Annotated in this window: 20 protein-coding genes and 1 pseudogene; 1 reads left to right on the top strand and 20 read right to left on the bottom strand. The window is 70.0% G+C overall.

The genetic code is table 11. The annotated features are described in order from the left end of the window. Positions 1-34: 34 nt before the first annotated feature. The 14 genes and pseudogenes from BN118_RS08755 to BN118_RS08690 form a co-directional block, all read right to left on the bottom strand. Entirely contained in the window at positions 35-1,168 is a 1,134-nt protein-coding gene (locus BN118_RS08755; RefSeq protein WP_014905743.1) for a hypothetical protein, read from the bottom strand. Continuing rightward, positions 1,161-2,876, bottom strand: a complete 1,716-nt coding sequence (locus BN118_RS08750; RefSeq protein WP_014905742.1) for an ATPase, T2SS/T4P/T4SS family — start codon at positions 2,874-2,876, stop codon at positions 1,161-1,163. The genes BN118_RS08755 and BN118_RS08750 overlap by 8 nt, the downstream gene beginning before the upstream one ends. After that, complete coding sequence (locus tag BN118_RS08745) at positions 2,873-3,247, bottom strand: hypothetical protein (protein WP_010930587.1); 375 nt, start codon at positions 3,245-3,247, stop codon at positions 2,873-2,875. Before BN118_RS08745 ends, BN118_RS08750 begins: the two co-directional genes overlap by 4 nt. Before the next feature lie 97 nt (positions 3,248-3,344). Continuing rightward, positions 3,345-4,295, bottom strand: a complete 951-nt coding sequence (locus BN118_RS08740; RefSeq protein WP_005013747.1) for an IS481-like element IS481 family transposase — start codon at positions 4,293-4,295, stop codon at positions 3,345-3,347. A 98-nt stretch (positions 4,296-4,393) separates the two neighbouring features. Beyond that, entirely contained in the window at positions 4,394-5,668 is a 1,275-nt protein-coding gene (locus tag BN118_RS08735) for a type 4b pilus protein PilO2 (RefSeq protein ID WP_010930586.1), read from the bottom strand. Positions 5,669-5,671: 3 nt separating this feature from the next. Further along, on the bottom strand, positions 5,672-7,249 hold the full coding sequence (locus BN118_RS08730; protein WP_014905741.1) for a hypothetical protein: 1,578 nt from the start codon (positions 7,247-7,249) through the stop codon (positions 5,672-5,674). Then, positions 7,246-7,978: pseudogene (locus tag BN118_RS08725) on the bottom strand (TrbG/VirB9 family P-type conjugative transfer protein). The gene BN118_RS08730 and the pseudogene BN118_RS08725 overlap by 4 nt, the downstream one beginning before the upstream one ends. A gap of 177 nt (positions 7,979-8,155) precedes the next feature. Beyond that, a complete protein-coding gene (locus tag BN118_RS08720) occupies positions 8,156-9,511 on the bottom strand; it encodes an amidase (protein ID WP_014905740.1) in 1,356 nt (451 codons plus the stop codon). Next, positions 9,508-11,142: a dipeptide ABC transporter ATP-binding protein gene (locus tag BN118_RS08715; RefSeq protein ID WP_014905739.1), complete on the bottom strand. Its 1,635-nt coding sequence runs from the start codon at positions 11,140-11,142 to the stop codon at positions 9,508-9,510. Before BN118_RS08715 ends, BN118_RS08720 begins: the two co-directional genes overlap by 4 nt. After that, entirely contained in the window at positions 11,135-11,965 is an 831-nt protein-coding gene (locus BN118_RS08710) for an ABC transporter permease (protein WP_010930582.1), read from the bottom strand. The genes BN118_RS08715 and BN118_RS08710 overlap by 8 nt, the downstream gene beginning before the upstream one ends. Before the next feature lie 17 nt (positions 11,966-11,982). Next, complete coding sequence (locus tag BN118_RS08705; RefSeq protein WP_370511778.1) at positions 11,983-12,921, bottom strand: ABC transporter permease; 939 nt, start codon at positions 12,919-12,921, stop codon at positions 11,983-11,985. 58 nt (positions 12,922-12,979) lie between these two features. Continuing rightward, on the bottom strand, positions 12,980-14,554 hold the full coding sequence (locus BN118_RS08700; protein ID WP_014905738.1) for an ABC transporter substrate-binding protein: 1,575 nt from the start codon (positions 14,552-14,554) through the stop codon (positions 12,980-12,982). A 47-nt stretch (positions 14,555-14,601) separates the two neighbouring features. Further along, the gene (locus BN118_RS08695; protein WP_019247553.1) at positions 14,602-14,961 is read right to left on the bottom strand and encodes an AtuA-related protein; all 360 of its coding nucleotides are present in this window, start codon (positions 14,959-14,961) and stop codon (positions 14,602-14,604) included. Further along, the gene (locus BN118_RS08690) at positions 14,954-16,330 is read right to left on the bottom strand and encodes an acyclic terpene utilization AtuA family protein (RefSeq protein WP_014905737.1); all 1,377 of its coding nucleotides are present in this window, start codon (positions 16,328-16,330) and stop codon (positions 14,954-14,956) included. Before BN118_RS08690 ends, BN118_RS08695 begins: the two co-directional genes overlap by 8 nt. A 96-nt stretch (positions 16,331-16,426) precedes the next feature. Between BN118_RS08690 and BN118_RS08685 the strand changes: the two genes are divergently transcribed. Further along, a complete protein-coding gene (locus tag BN118_RS08685) occupies positions 16,427-17,383 on the top strand; it encodes a LysR family transcriptional regulator (protein WP_003818676.1) in 957 nt (318 codons plus the stop codon). Positions 17,384-17,532: 149 nt separating this feature from the next. Here the strand turns inward: BN118_RS08685 and BN118_RS08680 are convergent, their stop codons facing one another. The 6 genes from BN118_RS08680 to BN118_RS08655 form a co-directional block, all read right to left on the bottom strand. Continuing rightward, positions 17,533-18,870, bottom strand: coding sequence for an extracellular solute-binding protein (locus BN118_RS08680; RefSeq protein ID WP_003810623.1), 1,338 nt, complete (start codon positions 18,868-18,870; stop codon positions 17,533-17,535). A 4-nt stretch (positions 18,871-18,874) separates the two neighbouring features. Beyond that, a complete protein-coding gene (locus tag BN118_RS08675; protein WP_010930578.1) occupies positions 18,875-20,131 on the bottom strand; it encodes a D-amino acid dehydrogenase in 1,257 nt (418 codons plus the stop codon). Between the two features lie 195 nt (positions 20,132-20,326). Further along, positions 20,327-21,373 (bottom strand): CDP-6-deoxy-delta-3,4-glucoseen reductase, encoded by a 1,047-nt coding sequence (locus tag BN118_RS08670; RefSeq protein WP_010930577.1) that lies wholly within the window; start codon positions 21,371-21,373, stop codon positions 20,327-20,329. Between the two features lie 57 nt (positions 21,374-21,430). Then, a complete protein-coding gene (panD, locus tag BN118_RS08665; RefSeq protein ID WP_003818672.1) occupies positions 21,431-21,799 on the bottom strand; it encodes an aspartate 1-decarboxylase in 369 nt (122 codons plus the stop codon). A 130-nt stretch (positions 21,800-21,929) separates the two neighbouring features. Next, entirely contained in the window at positions 21,930-22,802 is an 873-nt protein-coding gene (locus tag BN118_RS08660) for an MOSC domain-containing protein (RefSeq protein WP_014905736.1), read from the bottom strand. Between the two features lie 76 nt (positions 22,803-22,878). Next, the gene (locus BN118_RS08655; RefSeq protein ID WP_003818670.1) at positions 22,879-23,781 is read right to left on the bottom strand and encodes a GntR family transcriptional regulator; all 903 of its coding nucleotides are present in this window, start codon (positions 23,779-23,781) and stop codon (positions 22,879-22,881) included. Between the last annotated feature and the right edge of the window lie 3 nt (positions 23,782-23,784).

Genomic DNA, 23,784 nt, shown 5'->3' with positions numbered 1-23,784 from the left:
GAATCCTCCTGCGTGAAGAAACGCCTGCCGAGGCTTATTGGCTGGCGTAGAAACTGACCAATGCGTGCCGTAGATCGTCGATGGCGGCGTAATGCCACAACGCCAGGGCCAGCACCGCCCCGACCGCGCCCAGCAGCAGTGCCCAGCGCAGGCCCTGCGCCTGGCGCCGCAGGCGCGGCAGCATGTGCGCCTCGACCCGCGTGCGCGCCCGTGCCAAGCCGTCGGCCAGGCCATGCGCGGCGACCATGTCGGCCATGAACCAGGCGTGCGCGGGTTCGAACAGCCCGGTATCGAACACGCTGGCATCGACCACCCCGGCGTCGACCCGCAGCAGCATGCGCTCGAGGTGCCAGGCCAGCCACGGCGGCGCGTCGGCCCCCTGGACGAGCAGCGCGGTGCGCAGGCGCGTGTCGATGTTGCCCCGCTGGCGCAACAGCACGGTGGCCAGCGCCAGGAAGCGGATCGCCTGCATATCGCGGTACAGGCGCCATGGCTGCCAGCGGTCCAGGAACACGCGCGCGCGCCCGGCGTAGCGGGGCAGTGACCAGCACACCAGCGCCACCGCCGCTGTCAATGCCGCCACCGCCGCGGGCCAGGCCGCCTCGACGTACCTGGCCAGCGCGAACAGGCCGGCCGACCAGGCGCCGTGGTAATCCGGCGGCACGGCCTGGAATACCAGGCGCAGGCGCGGCGCGCTGAAGGCCGGCACGGCCGCCAGCAAGGCGCAGGCCACCGTCATGGCGACCAAGCCGGCGGCGATCGTCACGCAGAACTCGCGCCGCATTCCCTGCGTCAGGCGGGTCAGGTGCGCCAGGTCGCGCAACACGATGCCCAGCGCGCCGCCGCCCGCCGCCTGCGCCAGCGCCAGCAGCGTGCAATCGCCTTCGGGCAGGCAACGGGCCCAGGTGGCGCGCAGGTCGCCGCCGCAATCCTGGTAGCGGTGCAGCCAGCGGCGCGCCAAGCGGCCGCGCACGCTCGCCTCGCCATGGCGCGCCGCGTCGGTCTCGAAGATGTCGCGCAGGGTCTGGCGCCCCTGCAGGCCTTCCAGCATGTCGGCCAGGTATTCGTAGTAGTCGCCCCGCTCGGCGCCGAAGCGCCATGCGTCGAGCCGCTGGCCCAGCGCGCCGGCCGCGCGCCACGCCGACGCCAGCGCCGCGTGCTCAGCCATGGCCGTCCTCGGCGCCCGCCGGCGTGCGCAAGGCGGGTGGCAGCGCGAAACAGCGTTCGACCAGGCGCGGATCCACCGCGCCTGCTTCGACCTTGCGCCAGGCGCAATCGACTGCCCGCAGCGGCGCGTCGGGCGGCTGCCGGCGTGCGCGCCGCCCCAGCAAGCGGCGCAGCGCCGGATTGTCGCGCCGGCGGATGAGATCGAGCAGGACGGCGTCGGTTTCCGGTTCGAGCAGTTCGGCGACCACGGTGCGCCCCGCGTAGCCGCGCAGGGCCGGCAAACCGGCGCCCGCGCAGGCCGCGCAACCGGCGGGATTGCGCACGCGCGCCTGCGCCAGCGCCACGCCGGCGCGGCGCAGGCGCGCGGCCCAGCAACGCCACGCCAGGCGCTGCGCGTGGGACCAGCCGGCGCCGCGGCGCCACAGCACGGCCAGGGGCAAGGCGCATGCCGGACACAGGCGCGGCAGCAAGGTCTGGTAGACCAGCAGCTTGAGCACGCCGGGCGTGGCCAGGAAGTCGCGCGACACACCGATGAAGTCGGATGCCAGGCGTTCCGGAATCAGCAAGGCGGAGCCGGCGTGCGTCGTGGTGTAGAGGCTGACCCCGGAGCCGGCCAGGTCGGTGAAGACGCGTCCGGTCTGGCGATCTCGGACCTCGCCCAGGTACAGGTCGTGCATGGCCGAGCGCTTGATGGTCAGCAGCTTGGCATCGAACGGCGCGCCGGCCTCTCCGTCCAGCGAACGGCTCACGCTGTTCTGCAGGGCGTTGGCGATGGCGTACTCGGCCGGGTCTTCCAGGGTGACCAGCTTGCGCTCGGCCGGCAGGCCGCGCAGCATGGTGGCGATGGTGGTGGACTTGCCTGCCCCCACCGTGCCCGCCAGCACCACCGCCCCGCCGGCGCGCTGGCAGGCGCGCTCGAGCGTGGCGACCTGCGCCGGCAGATAGCCCAGTTCCGCCAGGCTGGCCCCGCCTTGCGGCGGGTCCTGGCGCAGGATGCGCAGGCATACGGACGGACCGTGATCCGTGGCCAGGGAGGCCCAGCGCAGCACGACCGGCACCTCGTCGACCTGCAGCGCGATGCGTCCCTGCTGTTCGGCACGCGGATCGAACACCGCGCCGTTGCCCGCGCGCACGTCCATCCAGGCCACCGCGAGGATTTCGAGCAGGCAGGCATGCGACAGGCCATTGAAGCATGGCGCGGCCACGTAGGCGCCGCCCACGGTATAGCGAACCTGCGCGGTGGCGGCGCGTCGGTCGGCGTGCAGGTGCAGATCGCTGGCGCCGTGGCGCACGCCCCAGCGCACCATGTCGAAGAACAGCGCCTGCAGCGCCGTGCGCCGTTGCGCGGGATGGTCGGCCGCATGCAGGCCCGGGGCGCCGGCCGCCTCGCGCGCCACGGCCAGCAGCAAGGGCGACGGCAACACATAGCGCGCCGGCGCCGCCAGCCGGTAGCCGCGCTTGCGCATGAGGCGCTCGAGTTCGTCGGCCTGGTCGCCATGTACGTAGTCGGCCAGCGCGAACAAGGCGGCGTAGCTACCTTCGAGCAGCACCGGGCACAGGCGTCCCGCCAGGGCGCCGAGGTCGAACTCCCGCGCCAGCGCACGCACGAACGCCGGACGCAGGCGGCCCAGCGCCTCGTGGTCGGCCACGAAGGGAGCAAGCGTGGTGCATGGGCTGTGCAAGGCCGGCCTGTGGGATCGGATTCTCATGGCGCGGCCCCTGCGGCGGACGCCGCGCCGTTGTCCAGGCTCGCGGCCGGAGCCAGGCAGGCGGTGCGGCGGACCGCGCCGCTGCGCAAGTGCACGCATGGCGCGGCTATGGCTTCGAGCTGGTAGCGGGCCTCGGGCGCCTGGCCGAACGGCCTGCGCTGGCCCGCCAGGTAGCGCCAATGGCGCCGGTTGATGGAGACCTCCGCGCGCAGCGCAGCGCCGACGCCGTAGATGGCCAGCAATACGATGCGGTCGGCGCGCGGGCCCGGCGCTGCCTTGCGCGCGGCTGGCGCGTCGCTCCACGGCGCCGGGGCTGCCGGTCGCGGCGGCTGCGCGGCCGCCAGGGTTTCGCGCCGCAGCAGCTCGCGCACGGTATCGGCGTGCGGCCAGGGCTCGGGCGGCGCGGCCGGCTGGGCCTGCGCGGCATGGACCGTCAGGGCCGATACCAGCGCTGGCAGGAATGCCCCGCTAGGTGTGAACTGTCAATAGGTTGTATTCGTCCAGGTTGAGTCTGGAGATGGGTACAGCGCGCCCGATGCCTTGGTGGGGTCGATGCCAGTTGTAGTGGTGTAGCCAGGATTTCATGGCATCGGCTCGGTGTTGGGAGTTCTGGTAGGTGTGAGCGTAAGCCCACTCACGCAAGGCCGACTGGATGAAGCGTTCGGCCTTGCCATTGGTCTGTGGGCGGTAAGGTCGGGTAAAGCGGTGCTTGATGCCCAGCTCATGGCACAGCGCGGCGAAGGCGCGGCTGCGAAAGGCCGAGCCATTGTCGGTGAGCAAGCGCTGGATGGTCACGCCCAGGCGCTGGTAGTAGGCCACTGCGTCCTTGAGGAACTGGACGGCGCTGGGGAAGCGCTCGTCGGGGTGGATGTCGGTGAAGGCCACGCGGGCGTGGTCATCGATGGCCACGAAGACGAAGTCCCAGCCGGCCCCCTCAACGGTATCGCGTCGGTTGCCCGTGACCCGGTGGCCAGGGCGCTGGATACGTCCCAGCTTCTTGATGTCGATGTGCAGCAGATCGCCGGGGGCCTGATGCTCGTAGCGCACCACCGGCTCGGCCGGCTCCAGGTCGGCCAGGTGCGACAGACCGGCGCGGGCCAGGACGCGGCTGACGGTGCTGGCTGACACGCCCAGCGCCTGGGCGATGCGCGCTTGGGTCAGCCGCTTGCGGCGCAGCTCCACGATAGCCAGCGCCTTGGCCGGCGCAATCGCTCGGGGCGAGACCGTCGGGCGCGAGGACGCATCGGCCAAGCCCGCCTGGCCCTGAGCCAGGAAGCGGCCCAGCCATTTGCGCACAGTCGGCGCGGTGACCCCATAGGCGCGGGCCGCTTCAGGCACACAAACTTGATGGGCGATCAATTGCTGGACCATTTCGAGTCGACGTAGGAAGGTCAATCGGGCATGCTTATGGGTGTTCATCCGGCCGGGCTCCTTGAGTGAACTGGGGGGGTGGCGATTTCCAGTTTCTCAAATCCGGTTCGGATGAACCATGCATACAACCTATTGAATCTTCACAGCTAGGAACGGGAAGTCGTCTGCTCATAGAGGGATCCTTGAAGATGCAGCGACAGCACGCTGGCGCGCAGCGTCGCGATCGCGTCCGGGACCACGCGCAGGGACACCGCGGTCCATCCGATGGGCGCCGGCAGCGGCCACACCAGCGCCAGCGAACGCAGCGGCCCGTCGAGCACGACCTCGCGCCGGTGAAGCTCGGGCGCGGCAGGCGGCGCGAGCTCGGGCGGACCATCCCAGGCCGGGCCGGCCAGCGCTTGCGCGGCGCCCACCGAGACATGCGTGAAGGCGGCGCTGGCACGCTGCAGCGTGGCGGCCAGCGCCAGCGTGTCGGCCGGCGAGGCCGGCGCGGTGCGATCCAGCCCGTGCTGGTCGCCGGCCAGCGTCCAGGCCACGCGCGTATGCTCCAGCGTATGCAGCCGCATCCGCCAGCCGGGCGGAACCGCGGCGGCAAACGCCAGGCTGGTGGCCGCCGCATCGACGCGGTGGTAGTCGGCGTCGCAGTGCCACGCCGGGCCCGGCACGCATTGCGCCTGCCGCAGCGCCCAGCCGGCGACCTGCAACGGCAAGGCCTGCAAGGTATCGAGCACCCGCGCCAGCTCGCTGCTGGTATGCACCGGCCAGCCGCGCAGGAACTCCGCTTGGGCGGCGCGCCAGACGGCCCGCGGATCGGGCGCGGCGGGCGGCGGCGCCTGGCCCAGGCCGCGCCACAGCGAGGCGCCGCCGGCCACCGCCAGCGCCAGCACGACCGCTCGCGCCGCTACCGGCGCACGCGACCAGCGCGAGGCCAGCGGCGCCAGGCGCGCGGAGGGATCCGGCCTGGCCAGCAAGGTATCCAGCGCGGCCTGCGCCGGCACCTCGCGCAGGTCGGGACGCTGCGCCAATAGCGTGCGCAGGCAGGCCTGCGCCTGCGCGGCATCCGCAAAGAGCCGGTCGGCGCTGGCAAGCACGGCGCCGTCCTGCACGGCGATCAGCCAGCCCTGCCCGTCCGGCAGGCTGGCCACGCCCGCCTGCGCGCCATCCGGATGCAGACTGGCGTACGCCTGCGCCGCGCTGTGGATCGCCATCGCGCCATAGCGGCGAGGCAGGCGCGCGCAACCCGCGGCAACCGCGTGCCGGCCGCCCACCACGTAGTGCGTGGCGCGCAAGGCGCGGGCGCGGGCCCGCCCCTGCAGCGCGGCGTGACTGCCCAGCACGGCGAACCATGTCAGCCCGAAGGCCAGCATGGGCCCGCCCTGCGTCTGCTGCAGCACCAGCGGCGGATGCGTGGCGGCGCGCATGGCTCAACCCTCGTCGATCTGCGCGGTGACCATGACCACGGTCGTGACCCGCTCGCGCGCCGTGCGGTCGTGCCCGCCGGCCGCGAGCGGCGCATCGGGAAACAGGCGGTGGCGTTCGTATTGGTCTTCGCTGTGGTCGAAGCCCGACAGGATGACGGGCTGGCCGGGCAGCAGCTCGACCTGCTGCACGATGCCGCTGCCGTCGATGGCGATCTGCTGCAGCGACACTTGCTGGCCGCCCTCGCCGAAGGTCAGGGTGCGCAGCGGCTGGGCAATGGTGTTGTCATAGGAAATGGAGAGCAGGATGCGGCCGTCATCGCGCGCCTCGGGCAACAGCGTGAGGAACGTGCCCACCGTCTCGCGCTTCTGCTGCACCGCCAGCCCGGGCACGGCATCGCGCCCACCGGGCGCCGCCGCGGTCGGGCTCAGGCGCTGCACCTGGTCCACGTAGGAAAACGTGGTGCGCACGGCGTGGGTGACGGCGCGCCGGTTCAGCGTCAGCATGGGTATGCTGCGATGGCGCAGTACCGCTCCCATGGTGCTCAGCGCGGCGATCAGGGCGCGCGCGTCGCGCCAGGGCCCGGCCAGCACGCGGGCCCCGAGCGCGCCTGCCGCGCCGGCCCCGCCGGGCATGGCGTACGACGCCGCGGCGCGCGCGCTGGCGTAGACCGCCTGCCAATCGATGCCGCCTTCGGCGGCGACCGTGGTGCGCACCGTGAGCTCTTCGAACACCAGGCGTACCCGGCGCGTCAGGGCGCGGTTCTCGCCTTGCAGGTATTTTTCGATGCGCGCGAGCGCCTCCGGCGTATCCGTGACCGCGAGCGTGCTTCCGCCCGCCTCGATCTCGGCGATGACGCCGGCGCGCGTCAGGAAAGCGGCGACGCGGTCCCGCACGGCCTGCAGCGCCTTGCCGGCGTCGGCGCTGAGCACCGTGCTCGAGGCATGGTCGAAACTGCCCGTCTCGCCGCTGCCGGCGCGGCCCAGCCGAGCCTGCGCGCTGGCGGCCAGCGCCAGCGTGCGCACATCGAAGACCCGCGTTTCGGTGCGGTAGAACTCGATGGCGCCGCGATGGTAGCGCCAGTGCACGTACAGCTGCGCGGCCAGCGCGTCGAGCGTGTCGGCCAGCGGACGCGGCCCGGCCCGCAGTTCGGCCTGGGCGGGAGGCTCGGCCGCCAGCTCGGCCTGCCCCGCCAGGCGCGGCAGGAAGGCGGCGCGCGGCAGCAGCGCGTCGGGATGCACGCGCACGGCGATGCCGGTGGCGCGATGCAGGCGCTCGGCCAGCACGGGCAGCGTGGCCTTGCCCGCGAACAGCAGGGTCGTATCGACATCGGCGCGCAGCGCCGGCGGCAGCAGCACCTCGCGTGCCAGCGGCTGGGCGCGCCCGGCCAGCCAGGGCCGCGCGACGTCCTGGGCGGCTTCGCGCGCCGGCCGCTCGCCGGCCCGGCCCACGGCCTGCTGCCCTTCGAGCAGGCGTGCGCGCAGGGACGTCGCGGCGTCGCGCATGGCCTGCATCTGCTGCGACAGCGAGCAGCCGCCGAGCGCCAGCGACAGACCCGCCATGGCCAGGCGCCGCGCCTTCATGTCAGCCCCGGCGCGGCGGCGCGCGTGCGGTCGCAGGCTTGCGCCAGCGGCACGACGCGCAGTACCCGGTTGGCGTAGAAGCACGGCTGCGCCGGCCGCTCGGACAATTCGGTGGCGGCCAGCAGCGCGCGCACGGCGGTCTTGAAATCACCCGGCAGTTCGGCCTTGCCCGCCAGCGGAATGTCGACGTCGAGGGCCCAGTGTTCGGCCTCGAACGTCCAGCCCGCGGCGCGCGCCCAGCGCGCCAGCACGGCCCGCAAGGTCAGGTCGGGCGGCGCGGCCCGAAAGCGCGGCGGCGGAGGCCGCGACGGCGGCTGGCGTGGCCGGGGCCGGCGCCTCGGCGCGGACGGCCGGCGCGCCCGCCGCCGTCGGCGCGCCGCTGCGCTGTATGCGCGCGACATAGCGGCCGCCGCGCAGGCTGAGCGCGGGCCAGGCGCCGTCCACGACGATGTAGGGGTCGCGGCGCAGGTACGGCACCGGGCGTTCGCCGCCGGCGCCGTGCGCGAAGATGGCCGGTATCGGCTGGCCCGGCGCGAACTGCAGCCAGATGCGCCGCGCATCGTCGAACACCTGCAACGGCGCCACCGCCGGGTCGCCCGACAGCTGCCAGTCGAAGCGGTACTGGCCGGCCGGCGCCTCGTCCCAGGCGGCCGCGACGGCGGCCGGGCGCGGGCCCGCGCAGGCCTGCAAGACGGCCAGCAGGCACACTATGGACAGCGATCGAACCATGCGACTTTCCTGGCAAGGCGGCGCGACGGCCGCGGGATGCCAGGCATGGTGACGCAGCCGGCGGGGCGCGCCTAGACCGACATGTACGCATGGATCAATCGGGCACCATGCCTTGCCAGGCGATCTGCATGGCCATAAAAAAGGCCGGCCAGCGGCCGGCCCGCAGCGCGTCGCGCCCTACGCGTATTCCTGGTAGGCGCGCCCCAGCGACATCACCAGCCGGTCCGATTCGGGCAGGCCGACGATCTGCAGGGAGGTCGGCAAGCCGTGCGCCCCCGTGCCGTTGGGCACCGCCAACGCGCAGCAGCCGAGCCACGCCGGCAGGCGCGTGTACACCGCCGGGTTGTACGGCGACTGCTCCAGCCCCGCAAGCGGCTGCGCCACGCACGGCGTCGTGGGCATCAGCAAGGCCTTGACGCCGGCCATCGCCTGCGTGAACGTATCGATCATCGCGCTGCGGCGCCCCAGCAATCCGGCATAGGCCTCGGCATCGTACTGGTCGCCCACCAGGAAGCGCGCGCGCACGTCCTCGTCCATGCCGGACAGTGGGTCGTGGGCGTACTTCCCGGCGAACTGCAGGCCTTCGCAGGCGATCAGCGTCGAGGTCAACTGGGCGAACGCCTCCCGGTCGAACGGCAGCGCCAGCTCGACCAGCGTCGCGCCCATCGCCTCGAAGGCCCGCAGGCTTTGCGCATAGGCGTGCGCCACCTCGGGCTCGATGGCGCCCAGCCATTGCGCGCCGAGCACGCCGATACGCGCGTCGCGCACGCGCGCCACGGCCTGCGAACCCGGCTGCGCGGTGTCCGTGGCGGTCTTGCCGGTCAACAGGTCGTCGAGCATCTGCACGTCTTCGACGGTGCGCGCCAGCGGTCCGATGGTGTCCAGGGTGTGGCTGAGCGACATGACGCCCGCGCCGCTGTGGCGTCCCATGCTGGGCCGCATGCCGGTCAGCCCGCAGAACGCCGAAGGAATGCGGATCGAGCCGCCGGTGTCCGTGCCTACCGCGAAGGGCACCATCTGCGCGCCGACCGCGGCCCCCGATCCGCTGCTCGATCCGCCCGTCGCGCAGGGCACGTCCGCGCGCAGCGGATTGCGCGGCGTTCCCATGCGCTGGTTGGTGCCCCAGCCGCCGAATGCGAATTCCACGGTGTGCGTCTTGCCCAGCAGGATCATCCCGGCATCGAGCAGCGCACGCACGTACTCAGCGGTGGCGCCGGCCTGCCGCCCCGCGCCGGTGCGCGAGCCGTAGGTCGTGAATTTGCCGGCCACGTCGACGATGTCCTTCACGGCGAACGGAATGCCGTGCAACGGGCTCAGGCGCTGTCCTTGCGCCAGCGCCTGCGTGGCCTGGCGGGCCGCGTGCCGGGCCTCGTCCTCGTAGACGGCCACGAACGCCCCGATCGCGGGATTCAGGTCCTGGATGCGACGCAGGAAGACGTCGGTCACCTCGGTGGGCGTGAACGCGCCCCGGGCGATCCCCCTGGCGAGCTCGGCGACGCCGGCCCGGGCGATATGCTGGTCAGTACTGGTCATGCCTGTAGCTCCATGGCGGGTTCCGCCGTCTGGCCCACGCGGCCGGGCAGCGAATCGAACAAGTGGCGGGTATAGGGGTGCTGGGGCGCATGGATGACCTGCCGCACCGGGCCCAGCTCGAGCAGGCGTCCTTTCTGCATCACGCCGATGCGGTCGCAGACCTGCGCGGCCACGCGCAAGTCGTGGGTAATGAAGATCATGGCGAATCCCAGCCGCTTCTGGAGGTCTTCGAACAGCTCCAGCACCTGCGCCTGCACCGACACGTCCAGCGCCGACACGGCCTCGTCCGCGACGATCAGGTCGGGCTCCATCGCCAGGGCGCGCGCAATGCAGATGCGTTGCCGCTGCCCGCCCGAGAACTGGTGCGGATAACGCTGCAGGCCGTCGGCCGGCAAGCCCACCAGGGCCATCAGCTCGGCCGCGCGCGCGCAGGCCGTCTTGCGGTCCACCCCGCTTTCGATCGGGCCTTCGATCAAGGCATGCAGAATCCTGCGGCGCGGGTTCAGCGACCGGTAGGGATCCTGGAACACCATCTGCACGCGGCGGCGCACCGCCCGCAGCGCCTTGCCCGACAGCCCCGCGATGTCCACGCCGTCGAAGACGATCCGGCCCGACGTGGGGGCATGCGCCCGCGTGATGCAGCGCCCCAGGGTGGACTTGCCCGAGCCCGACTCGCCGACAACGCCCAGGGTCTCGCCCTTTTTCAGCGTGAAGCCGACATCGGCGACGGCATGCGTGCGCCGCGCCGGGCCCAGCAGGCCGCGCGACTCGTAGACCAGGTTCAGGCCGCTTACCGACAGCAGTTCATCGGACGACGCGTTCTGCTGCGTCTTGGGCACGCCGCTCGGCACCGCGACCAGCAGCTTGCGGGTGTAGTCGTGGCGGGGCGCGTCCAGCACCTGCCCGGCCGGCCCCTGTTCGACGATGCGGCCCAGCTGCATCACGGCCACGTGGTCGGCGATATCGCGCACCACATCGAAGTCATGCGTGATGAACAGCACCGCGCTCGAATGCTTGGCCAGCAACTGGCGAAACAGCTTGAGCACCTGCACCTGGGTCGTGACGTCGAGCGCCGTGGTGGGTTCGTCGGCGATGATCAGCGCAGGCTCCAGCGCCAGCGCCATCGCGATCATGATGCGCTGGCGCTGCCCGCCCGACAACTGATGCGGGAAGGCGTCCATGAGCGCCTCGGGGGTGAGCAGGTGCACATCGCCCATCAGCTCCAGCACCCGTGCCCGCACTTGCCCGGCGCCCAGGTCCGGCCGGTGCACCTGCAACACCTCCGCGATCTGGCGTCCCACGCGCATCAGCGGATTGAGCGAGGTCATGGGTTCCTGGAACACCATGGCCATGCGGTCGCCGCGCAGCGCCTGCATGCGCGCCGGCGACGCCGCGGTCAGGTCTTCGCCATCGAGCCGGATGCTGCCGGCGCCCACGCCCAGGTTGCCCGGCAGCAGCCCCATGACGGCCGACGCCGTCAGCGACTTGCCCGACCCCGATTCGCCCACCAGGCACAGGATTTCTCCCTGGGCCAGGCTCAGCGTGACGTCCTGCACCAGTGTCCGCGCGCCGGCGCGGATGGCCAGGCCGGACACCTCCAGCACCCGTTGCTTCGGTGTGTTCTCAGTCATTTGCGCGCCTCGCGAGTTTCGGGTCCAGGCTGTCGCGCAGTCCATCGCCCAGCAGGTTCACCGCCAGCACGGTGACGGCCAGCAGCAGGCCGGGCGCCACGGTGGCCCACGGCGCGCGCTGGAAGACCGGCCGCGCCTCGGCTAGGATGTTGCCGAAGGTGGGGATCTCGGGCGGGAAGCCCACGCCCAGAAAGCCCAGCACGGCCTCGAGCAGGATCGCTGCGGCGAACACGTAGCTGGCCTGCACGATCAGCGGCACGAAGCAATTGGGCAGGATGTGCCGCCAGACGACCTTGGGATACGGCACCCCGAGCCCGACCGCGGCCTCGACGTAGGGCTCTTCGCGCACCGAGAGCACCACGCTGCGCACCAGGCGCACCACGCGCGGAATCTCGGGCACGGCGATCGCGATCACGACCGAAGCCAGGCTGGCGCCGAACAGCGATACCAGGGCCACCGCCAGCAGGATGCCGGGAATGGCCATGACGCCGTCCATGATCCGCATGAGGACGCGGTCCATGATGCGCGAGGCCCCGGCCACCAGGCCGATGAGGGTGCCGATCGCAATCGTGATGAGGACCACCAGCGCGCCGATGGCCAGGGACATGCGGCTGCCATGCACGACGCGGGAGTACACGTCGCGCCCGAGCGCATCGGTGCCCAGCAGGAAGGCCTCTCCCGGCGGCGTCAGGCGCATGCGCGGCTGCATCATCGCAGGGTCCGTGCTGGCGATCCAGGAAGCCGCGACGCTGATGGCGACCATCAGCAGCAGCACGCCGCCTCCCAGCAGCGCCAGTCTGTTGTGGCGAAGAATGGATGTCATGCCTCGTCTCCGGATCGTCAGTAGCGGATCCGTGGATCGATGACCACGTACAGCATGTCGATCAACAGGTTCACCAGGATGTAGACGCAGGCGAAAAAGAGGATGACGCCCTGGACCACGGGGTAGTCCCGCGACAGCACGGCGTCGATGGTCAGGCGGCCCAGCCCGGGCAGGTTGAACACGCTCTCGGTGATCACCACCCCGCTGATCAGGAAGGCCAGCCCGATGCCGATGACGGTGACGATGGGAATCGCGGCGTTGCGCAGCACGTGCTGCGACAGGATGCGCAGCGGCGGCACCCCCTTGGCCTTGGCGGTGCGCACGAAATCCTCGTTCAGGACTTCCAGCACGCTGGCGCGCGTCACCCGCGAAATCAGCGACATGTAGAAGATCGCCAGCGCCAGGGTGGGCAATACCAGGTGCTGCGCGGCCAGCCAGATATCGTCGGTGATGCTGACGTATCCCTGCACCGGCAGCCAGCCCAGCCAGACCGAGAACATGAGTATCAACAGGTACCCCACCACGAAGCTGGGCAGCGAGAAGCCGATGACCGCGTAGATCATCACGACCCGGTCCACCAGCGTGTTGTGGCGCCAGGCCGCCAGCACGCCCAGCGGCACCGCCAGCAGCACCGTGACCACCAGCGCGCTGAGCGACAGCACCAGGGTCGATTCGAGGCGCTCGCCGATCAGCGTCGCCACGGGCTGCTTGGTGACGATGGATGTGCCGAGGTTGCCCTGCAACAGATCCCACAGCCATTGGGCATACTGGCCCAGCAAGGGGCGGTCCAGCCCCAGGTCGGCGCGCACGCTGGCGACCACCTCGGGGCTGGCCATGTCGCCGGCGAGAATCGTGGCGGGATCGCCGGTCAGCCTGACCAGCAGGAAAACCACCGTCACCACCACGAGCACCACGGGAATGGCGCTGGCCAGGCGCAGGAACAGCAACCTCAGAATTTGCACGAAAACGATCTCCTACGTGCTGCGCGGCGCCATGGCGGCGCCGCGCGGCGACTCAGTTCTTGGATATTCCCCAGAATACCGTCACGGGCGCGTCCAGCAGCGGCGTCACGTTGCTGCGGCGGGCGGCGTAATTGCTGTAGGTACCCAGCGGAATATAGAAGACCTGGTCATAGGCCAGCTGCTGTATCTTCGCGGCGATCTGCTGGCGGCTGGCGGGCTCAGTGGCCTGCGCGTACTGCGTGCGCAGCGACTCCATCTCGGCGCTCTCGGTCCAGCCCGCGTATCCCTCCTTGCCGCGGCCATCGAGGTTGAGGTTGGCGATGGGCGACATCAGGTCCAGGGTGTTCCAGCTGCCGTAGGCCACGCTCCAGCCGCCCTTCTCCACCGGGTCCTGCTTGCCGCGCCGGGTAAGGAAGGTCGCCCAATCCATGGACTGGACTTCCGCCTTCATGCCGATGGAGCGCAGGATCTGCGCCGTGAAAGGCGAGATGGCCGAGGTGGGCGGATAGTCGGTGGCGTGCAGCACGACCGCCTTCTCGTTCTTGTAGCCGCTTTCCTTGAGCAAGGCCTTGGCGGCGTTGAGATCGGCCTCGTCGTCCTGGGACACCACGCCCGCCGTGCTGGCCAGCGGCGAGTCGCAGCCGAACATGGCCCAGCACACGCGATAGGCCTTGGGGTCGCCGACCTGCGCATCCATGTAGTCGCGCTGGCTCACGGCATGCAGCAGCGCCTGCCTCACCTTCTGGTTGTTGAACGGCGGCTGCAGCCAGTTCAGGCGCAGGGTCGGCGTGGTCGTGCTGGCCAGTTTCTGGATGACGACATCCTTGCTGGCCTCCAGCGTCTGCACCACGTCGGGATACACGGTCTGCACATAGTCCACCTCGTCCTTGGCCAGCGCATTGGCCTCGGTCTGGATGTCGGGCAGCGACAGCCAGACGACGCGGTCCACGTTCACGACCTTGCCGCCGGCCAGGCCGCTGGGGGGCTCGCTGCGCGGAACATAGTCGGTGTTGCGCTCGTAGACGACCTGCAGGCCGGGCCGGTACTCCGACGCCACGAAGCGAAACGGCCCGGACCCGATCACCTCGGTGATCGCCTGGCTGGCCGGCGCATCGGCGATGCGCTTGGGCATGATGAAGGCCGGCAGCGAACTGGCCTTGCTCAGGCCTTCGATGACGGCGCCGAAGGGTTGCTCCAGCACGATCTCGAACGTCTTGTCGTCCTTGGCGGTGATTTCCTTGGCGGCGGCCATCATGCGCAAGCCGGTCAGGTCGCGTTGCGCCCAGCGCTTGATCGACGCGACGCAGTCGGCCGCGGTGACCGGACTGCCGTCATGGAACTTCAGCCCGTCGCGCAAGGTGAAGCGGTAAACCAGCTTGTCGGGGCTCACGCTCCAGGTGCTTACCATCTGTGGCTGCGGCTTGAGCTGCGCATCCAGCGCAAACAGCGTGTCATAGACCATGTAGGCGTGGTTGCGCGTGATATACGCAGTCGTGCCCACCGGGTCCAGCAGCCTCAATGGCGCCTCGGCCGCAACCTTGACTTCCTGCGCCAGGGTGGTCGCGTGCGGCACGGCCGTGCCGATAGCCAGCAGGACGGCTGCATAGGTACTTTTCAGGTATCGCATCAGGGGGCCCCTTATCAGTTGAGTTGTTATAAGCGGACTGACCGCTTTCAGCCGGGCGAACCGGCCAGGCGGCAGACCAGGTCGGACGGAACGGCGATTTCCGTCTTCAGGATCAAATAGGACAGCGCCTTGCCGTGCGCGTCGAGGTTGAGCGCGCCATTGACGCCGCCGTCGAGCACGGCGTCCAGCACGAAGTTCATGGCGCCCAGCTTGGGCAGCAGGTAGCGCTGCGCCCCGGCCGGCCGCCGATGCGCGAATTGCGCCAGCACCACCTCGGGCGTCAGCTGCTCGACCAGCAAGGGATACAAGGCGCGATCCCGGGCGATCACGCTGATGTTCGAGCGATCGCCTTTGTCGCCGGTGCGCGCGTGCGCGACGCGAAACAGGGGAACAAGCACATCAGACATCGGCATCCACCATTTCGAATCCGGCGCGCACCAGGTCGCGCGGCAGCAGGCATGAAACCATGTCGAGCCGCGGCGTCAGCGTGGTGCGCACACCGCCGCCGCCGGCCGGGCCGCAACAGTAAAGCGCGGTCACTTCGCGCGTCAGGCGCATGGCGTCCTGGCGCGTGACGGCGTGCGCCGCCAGGCGCAAGCGCACGTCCTCGCCATCGCCCGCCGGCGCGCCGGCCAGCAGGCGTCCGGCGTCGTCGCCGAAAATGCTCACGCGGCCGATCAGGTCGGTACGGATGCGCAGGTCGGCCAGCCGCTTGCACACGACCTCGGCGGCCAGGCGCGCGCGCGCCTCGGCGCGCGGGCCCGCGTATGAAATCTCGCCCTCGGCCAGCCAGCCGCCTTCCAGGCACACGTTGACCTTGTACGCCGCCGGCCGGGGGTGGCCGCGCACGCCGGTGAGCCGGACCTGGTTGTCCGCCACGCGCCGGACCTCGGCCTGCGAAATGTCGGCAACCACGTCGGGCGTCAGGTAGCCGGCAGGATCATGGACTTCGTAGAGCAACTGCTCGATGACGGTGGCCTCGTCGACCAGGCCGCCCGTGCCATCGGATTTGCCGATGATGCAATGGCCGTCCTCGTCGATCTCGGCGACTGGGAAGCCGACCTGCTCCAGCCCGGGCACGTCCTTGTAGCCGGGGTCGGCGTAGTAGCCGCCGCAGACCTGCGCGCCGCATTCGAGCAGATGCCCGGCCATGGTGGCGCGCCCGATGCGGTCCCAGTCGTCGGCTTGCCAGCCGAAATAGGACATCGCGGGGCCCACCGTCAGCGACGGGTCCGCCACGCGGCCGCACACCACGATTTCCGCGCCATGGTCCAGCGCGTCGCGAATCTGTTCGCTTCCCAGATAGGCATTGGCGCTGACGATGCTGGAGGGATCGTATTGCTCGCCCAGGTACTCGGCCAGCATGCCGGCATGCTGCGCGCCGGAGACATCGTCGCCCTTGACCACCGCGATGCGCGGCTTGCGCAAGCCCAGCCGCGCGGCCATGCGCAGGATATGGCGCGCCGCGCCTTCCGGATTGGCGGCCCCGAAGTTGCTGACGATGCGTATGCCGTGCGCCAGGCAGCGCGCCAGCACCGGTCCGAGCATGTCCTCGAGCAGCGGCTCGTACCCCGCCTGGGCATCGGCGCGCTTGCGCAGTTGCGCAAGCGCCAGGGTGCGTTCGGCCAGGGTCTCGAAAATCAGGAAGGCTCGGCCGTTGGCGGAAACGCCGCCCAGGCGGGCGATCAGCGTATCGACCACCGGGCCGGCGGCGTCGACACGGTCGCCCGAGAAGCCTGCGGCGCAGCCGATCAACAGGGAAGGGAGTGAACGCATTGCGAAATCACGAAGTGACGATGGCAGCCAGTTTAGAATCGGCAGTACGATAAGAAAAATCGATTTTTTGGATTGATTAATAGATACCTCAAATCAATGAGACCACAGGCCGATCTGTCCACCCGCCAATTGCGCGCCTTCGTCATGCTTGCCGACCTGCGCCACTTCACCAAGGCCGCGCAGGCATGCCATTTGTCCCAGCCCGCATTCAGCGCACTGATCCAGTCCCTGGAGGCGACGCTGGCCATGCAGCTGTTCGATCGCAGTACGCGGCGGGTGGTGCTGACGCAGGAAGGCGAGCTGTTCGAGCCCCTGGCGCGCAGGCTGCTGGCCGACCTTGGCCACGCCATGACGCACATCGCCAGCTTCGTCGAGTTGCGGCGCGGGCGCGTCCATGTCGCCGCCCTTCCCTCCCTGGCGGCGGGATGGCTGCCGAAAGTCCTGCATGAGTTCCACGCCGAGCACCCCGACATCGAACTCATGCTCTCGGATGTCCTGTCCGACGAGTGCATCGAACTGGTGCGCAGCGGCCAGGCCGATTTCGCGCTTGCCTCGCGCGGCATCCGCGCCTCGGACCCCGCGGTCCTGCATGCGCGCGAGCTGTGCAGCGACACGTTCCACCTGATCTGCCGCAAGGACCATCCGCTGGCGCGCGAGCCGCGCCTTACCCTCAAGCACCTGGCGCCGTGGCCTTTCATCCATCTCACGCGCAACAGCAGCGTACGCCAGACGGTGGAAGCGGCGCTGCGCCCGCAGGTCGCGAAAACGATACTGGAGGTCGCGCAGCTCGCGACCGTGGCGGGCATGATCGAAGCCGGGCTGGGCATCAGCGTCGTGCCGACCTTCACGCTGTACCAGTTCGAACGACCCGGCCTGCTCATCCGCCCCATCTCGCTGCCCGGCCTGACGCGCCAGATCTACATCGTCCGCCGGCAGGAGGAAAGGCTGTCGATCGCCGCGCAGGCGCTGTACGACCTGGTGGTCGCGAAACTGGGCACGCCGGCGGCTTCCCCGGCCAGGCCGCGGCGGCGGCGCACCGAGAAGCGCGATTGAACGCCAGGCGCATTCACGGCGCCATGACGGAGTGCCTCCGGCGGGGCACCCTGGCCGCGGGTGTCGCTCCCTCTGCGGGCACAGGCACCGCGCCGTACGCCAAAAAAAACCCGGGCCAGCGGCCCGGGTCTGTTGCGTCGCCTGAACGCTCAGCGTTGCGCGGCGAGCGAGCGCGCCTGCGAGGCGGCATTGTTCAGCGCCGCGACCGGCGGGGTCTTGCCGTCGAAGGCTGCGGTCAGCTGGGTGTTGAGCACCGGTTCGATGCGCTCGTAGTTGGCGATGCGAAAGCCCCGGCTGGTGGCGGCCGGCGGGTTGCGCATGAGCTCGACCAGTTGCTGGGCGCCGGGCACCTTGTTGTAGAACGACACATCCGAAGCGCGGAAGGCCGCCTCGGTCAGCGGCAGGTAGCCGGTGCGCTGGTGCCATTCGGCGGCGATCACGGGCTTGGAGAGCCAGGCCAGGAATTTGGCGGTGGCCTTTTCCTCGGCCTGCGGATGGCCTTCCATGGCCCACAGCGCCGAGCCGCTGACGAACGGCCGGCCGCCGGTCTTGGTGACCTGGTCGTAGTACGGCAGCGGCGCCACGCCGAACGACAGCGAACGGGTGTTGAGGAACTGGCCGAGCGCGCTCGAGCTGGTGGTAAGCACGGCGCACTCGCCCTTGGCGAACAACTGGTCGCTCTTGTTGTCGTCCGAATACGCGGTCAACAGCAGCGAACGCTTCCAGCTCACCATCAGCGAGACGTGGCGCATGTACAGCGTGTCGAACTGCATGGACGGCGAGCCCTTCTTGGCGACGTCCAGACCGTTGTTCAGGGTGGCGTACAACTGGTTGTTGACCGGCGCCAGGTTCTCCAGGTGCACCGTGACCTGGTCGCTGGTGGCATACGGGCAATCGATGTTGGCCACGTCGCGCAGCTTGAGCAGCTCGGCCTGCAGGTCGGCCCAGGTACGCGCCGGCTTGTTGGGGTCGAGGCCCGCCTTCTTGTAGTACGCGGTGTTGTAGAACATCACCGGCACTTCGGCCATCCACGGGAAGGCCAGCAGGCGGCCCTTGCCGTCGCGCGTGAAGCTGGTGGTGGACGGCAGGAACCAGTTCAGGTCCTTGACCGGGTACTTGGCCAGCAGTTGATGCAGCGGCAGGATGGACTTGTGCTCGGCGACCACTTCCGGCGAGTGGTTGTCCGCCAGTTGCACCAGGTTCGGTCCCTTCTTGGACTTGACGGCCGAAACGGCCTCCTTCTTCAGGTCGTCCTGGTTGCCGAAATCGCGCAGCTTGACGACGACGTCGCCCTGCTCCTTGTTGAATTGCTTGGCCAGTTTCTCGAATTCGGCCTTGTTGGGACCCGACAGCGTATGCCAGACCTGGATTTCGACCGAGTCGGCGGCCTGCGCCACGCCCATCGCGGCCATCGCCAAGCCCAGCACACAAGCGCGCCGGCTGGCGCGCATCGCGCGGGCAAAGCCCGTCATTTGCAGTTTCTTCATAGGTTCACAGACCAAGAAAGGGAAATTCCGGTTCCGGCCGCCGCCCGCTGAGCAGGTCGGCCAGGGCCCGGCCAGAGCCCACCCCCATCGTCCAGCCCAGCGTACCATGTCCGGTATTGAGGTACAGGTTGGATACGCTGGTACGGCCGATCAGGGGCACGTTGGAAGGTGTGGACGGGCGCAGGCCCGACCAGTAGCTGACGCGCTCGAAATCGAGCGCATCGGGAAACAGTTCGCGCGCCAGGCGCGTCATGGCTTCGCAGCGGCCGGTATTCAGGCCGCGCGAATAGCCCGACAGTTCGGCCGTGCCAGCCATGCGCAGGCGCTCGCCCAGGCGCGAGAACACCACTTTGTGGCTGCTGTCGGTCAGGCTGACCACCGGCGCCAGCGCGCCCGGGCGCACCGGGAAGGTCGCCGAATAGCCCTTGGCCGGATACACCATGCAGGGCACGCCCAGCGGACGCACCAGTTGCGCGCTGAAGCTGCCCATGGCCACCACGAAGGCGTCGGCATCGAGCCGGCCGTAGCGGCCGTCGGGTTCGATCAGCTCCACGCCCTGCACGCGCCCGCCTTCGCCCAGCAGGCGCGTCACCCGGGTCGAGAAACGGAACTCGACGCCGGCGGCCTCGCAGCGTCGGGCCAGCGCGGCGGTAAACAGATGCACGTCGCCGCTTTCGTCCTCGGGCGTATAGTCGCCGCCGACGATGGTCTGGAGATGCGGGGCCAGGGCCGGCTCGATGGCCACCACCTCGTCGGCGTTGATCACCCGCCGCTCGACGCCGAAGTCGCGCATCAGGCCGGCGGCGCGCTGCGAGGTCTCGAACTCGCGCTGGTCGCGGTAGAAATTGAGAATGCCGCGCTCGAGATGGTCGTACTGGATGCCCAGTTCGGCCCGCATGCCCTGCAGCGTGGCGCGGCTGTATTCGGCCATGCGCACCATGGCGCGGATATTGGGCGCCAGCCGCGACGGCAGGCATTCGCGCAGGAAGGCCAGGCCCCATTGCCATTGGCGCCAATCGAGCTGCGGCCGGAACAGCAGCGGCGCGTCGTCCTGGAACATCCACTTCAGCAGCTTGAACGGCGCCTGCGGGTTGGCCCAGGGCTCGGCGTACGACACGGATATCTGCGCGCCGTTGGCCAGGCTGGTTTCCTGCGCCGCGCCGGTGCATCGATCGACGACCACGACATCGTGGCCTGCCTGGCTCAGCCACCAGGCGCTCGAGACTCCTATGATGCCACTGCCCAATACCGCTACTTTCATTCCTGAATCGCTCCCTGGGTGCGGGTCGGATCGGCAGGCCCGACCTGCGCACCGCGGCCGCATGACCGGTCAATATGCTGGCCGGCAGTTTACTCCGGCGCGCCAGGCGCGCCTATGACATTAAAAAAAGGGCGGTATCCATTTGCACGCGCCGCGTGTGAGGATGCCGCCCCGGGTTCCCGCGCCGGCCCGCCCTCAGGGCGTGGCCTTGGCCAGATCGGCTTCCGAGGTGAAGGCGTCAGCATAGAACGCCTCGGCGGGCAGGCCGCACTGCGCGCTGAATTCGCGCCGCGCCGCGTCGACCATCAGCGGCGTGCCGCATGCATACACTTCGTAACCAGAGAGGTCGGGCAGGTCCTGCATGACCGCTTCGTGCACGTAGCCGGTGCGGCCGCTCCAGCCGTCCTCGTCCAGCGCGTCGGAAACCACCGGCACATAGCGAAAGCCCGGCAGTCTCCCGGCCCACGATTGCGCCAAGGCGTCGTGGTAGAGGTCGCGCGGGCGCCGTCCGCCCCAGTACAGCACGACAGGCCGCTGGATCTGGTTGTGGATCATGTGCTCGACGATGGCCTTGACCGGCGCGAACCCGGTGCCGCTGGCCAGCAGCACGATGGGCTTGTCGCTGTCCTCGCGCAGGAAGAACGAGCCGAACGGCCCCTCCAGGCGCAGGATCTCGCGCTCTTTCATCTGGGTATCGCCCGCGCCGAATACGTGGTCGGTGAACAGCCCGCCCGGCATGTGGCGGATATGCAGTTCGAGCGGGCTGCCGGTATGCGGCGCGCCGGCCATCGAGTAGCTGCGGCGCTTGCCGTCCTTGAGGATGACTTCGATGTACTGGCCGGCGTAGTAGCGGAACTGCTCGGAAGCCGGCAATTGCAGCTTCAGCACCGCGACGTCGGGCGCGACGCGCTCTATCGTCTGCACCCGCGAAGGCAGCTTGCGGATCTGGATGTCGCTGGCCAGCCGCACTTCGGTGGACTCGACCACCAGGTCGCTTTGCGGCTTGGCCTGACAGAACAGCGTGTAGCCCTGCGCGAGGTCCTCGGGCGACAGGATCTGGGCCGGATAGGGCCCCGCATCCACCTCGCCGGCGACAACCTTGCCCTTGCAGGTCGAACACGCGCCGGTACGGCAGCTATAGGGCAGCACAATGCCGGCCGCCAGGGCCGCATCCAGGACCGTCTGGCCGGCCTCGGCCTGGAACTGGTGCTTGCTGGGTTCGATAGTGACCTGGAAACTCATAGCGATACGAATCGGAAGTGACCGCGGCGCCCTTGCCGGGCGCGCGCGCAACGGCCGTCAGGCCGGGAATTTACGGATTTCCTTGACGCGGTTGGCGTCGTCGACCAGCACGACCTGCGGCTTGTGCGCGGCCGACTGCTCTTCCGACATCGGGCCGTAGGTGCAGATGATCAGCAGGTCGCCGACCTGCGCGCGCCGCGCCGCGGCACCGTTGAGCGAGATCGCGCCGCTGCCGCGGGCCGCCTTGATGATGTAGGTGTCGAAGCGTTCGCCGTTGGTGACGTTGTAGAGCTCGATCCGTTCGAACTCGCGCATGCCGGCGGCGTCCAGCAGGTCTTCGTCGATGCCGCACGATCCCTCGTAGTGCAGATCGGCCTCGGTGACCGTAACGCGGTGCAGCTTCGCCCGCAGCATGATGCGTTGCATAGCAAATTTCCTGGCGCGCGGGCCGGACCGCGCAAGCGTGCTCGAATGCGCCCGGCATCCGGCTGTGCCCGCGCAAACCCACATTCTATATTTTTTGCCGCCGCCGACGCGCGCGCCGCGGCGCGCGGGGCTAGAAATCCAGTTCGATCTCGACCGCGTCGCCCACGCGCAAGGGCGCCGGGGCGGTACGGTCGACGATGGCGTTCTGGCCGAACACCACGCCGATCTCCAGCGAGCGGAAGGTCGTCAGCGTCAGGCCGAGCTCGTCGTATACCTCGGCGGTGACCTGGTCCACATTGGACATGGGACAGCGCGTGCACGGCTTGACGAACGCCATGCGCACGCCGCCGGCCACGATGCAGGCGGTCTGGTCCTCCTCGCAGGCCGGCCAGTCGCCCTCGACCACGATATTGGCGCGAAAGCGGTTCATCGGCACCGGCGCCTGGCCGCGCGCCGCCAGGCGTTCGTTCAGCTCGTCCAGCGACGACTGGTTGGCCACCAGCAGCGGAAATCCGTCGGCAAAGCCGAAGAAATGGTCGCCCGCGAAATCCTCGGCCCACTCGGGGTGGCGCTCCAGCCAGGTATCGACCCATTCGGGATTGGCCGTGCGGTCCGCCCGCAGGTCGATCTTGAGCAGGCGGCACGGCAGCCCCAGGAAGCGGCTCAGCCACTCGGCGCTGCGCGGATGCTCGGCGCGGGCGATCACCGTATCGCGCCACACGCCCACGGGCTGGGTGCGCTCGGCCAGCTCCGAACCATCGGCCGGTATGCGCAAGTCTTCCATGCCCGGGGCGCGCAGCACCAGCATGCCGTCCTCGAGCGCGGTGCGGATGCGCGCCATCTGCGGGTACTGGCGCTGGGTCATGAACTGGCCGGCGGCCGTCGTCACCATCCAGCGGCGATCGTGCGCCAGGCCGGCGCGATCGACGATCGATTCGGCCAGGTCGATGCCGGCGCAGGACTTGACGGGATAGATATGCAGACTGCGGATGCGGGTGGACATGGCGAGGCGACCTGGCAGGAGAAGGCGTCAAGAATAGCAGTTGACGCCGGCCGGCACGAAATGGCGCGCGCCCGCCCTACTCCTGCTGGTCCTCGCGGGCCCGCCGCACGGCCTGCAGCGCCTGCAGCAGCGACTGTTCGACGGCGTCCAGCGCGCCGGACGGCGGCGCGGCCACCGCCGGCGGCGCCACGGCGGCCGTGCCGCAGGTGAGCGCGGGCTGCACGCTTTCCCGCTCCTGCCCCACGTCCACGTCGAACACCAGGTTCTCGGGGCGATGCCAGGTGGTGAACCACTCCAGCGGATGGCCGTCCTGGTCCAGCCCCTGCCCTTCCAGCATCAGCAGCGGGCTGCCTGGCGCCACGTCCAGCGCCTGCGCCAGCGCCGCTTCGGCGGCCACGGCCCGGATGCGGTTGCGGCCGCGTCCCGGGCGCAGGCCGAAGCGCTGCGCCAGCACGCGGTGCAGCGAGGCGTCCTGCAGGTGGTCCGCCGCCAACCCGGCGATGGCCGCGCGCGGCAGCCAGGTGCGCACGTAGGCCAGCGGCTGGGCGTCGACGCTGCGCAAACGCTCCAGCAGCAGCGTCTCGGTCGTGCCGAAGAAGGCCGCCACCTCGGGCGGCGGCTCGGCGGGCCGGCAGGCCAGCACGCGCGTGCGCAGCGCCACGCCCAGGCCGGCGAACTGCTCGTACAGGCCGGCCGAGCGCTGCACCATGCGCCGGTGTTCGCGCGGCGGCGCCACCACCGGCGCGCGGCCCGGGTCGCGACGGATCAGCCCTTCGGCCACCAGGGCGCCCAGGGCCTGCCGCACCACGCTGCGCGCCACGCCGAAGCTGTGGCACAGCGCCGCTTCGCTGGGCAGCACGGTACCGGCGGTCAGCCGGTGATCGCGGATATGGTTGCGGATTGCGTCCGCCACCTGCGCATGCAGGGGCGTTGCGCCGGAACGGTCCAGCGCAAAGGGTTCAATGGCGGACAACGCCATGCG

The organism is Bordetella pertussis 18323 (genome assembly GCF_000306945.1).
GTDB classification, from domain to species: domain Bacteria; phylum Pseudomonadota; class Gammaproteobacteria; order Burkholderiales; family Burkholderiaceae_B; genus Bordetella; species Bordetella pertussis.
This window is presented reverse-complemented; position numbering and strand designations above follow the sequence as displayed.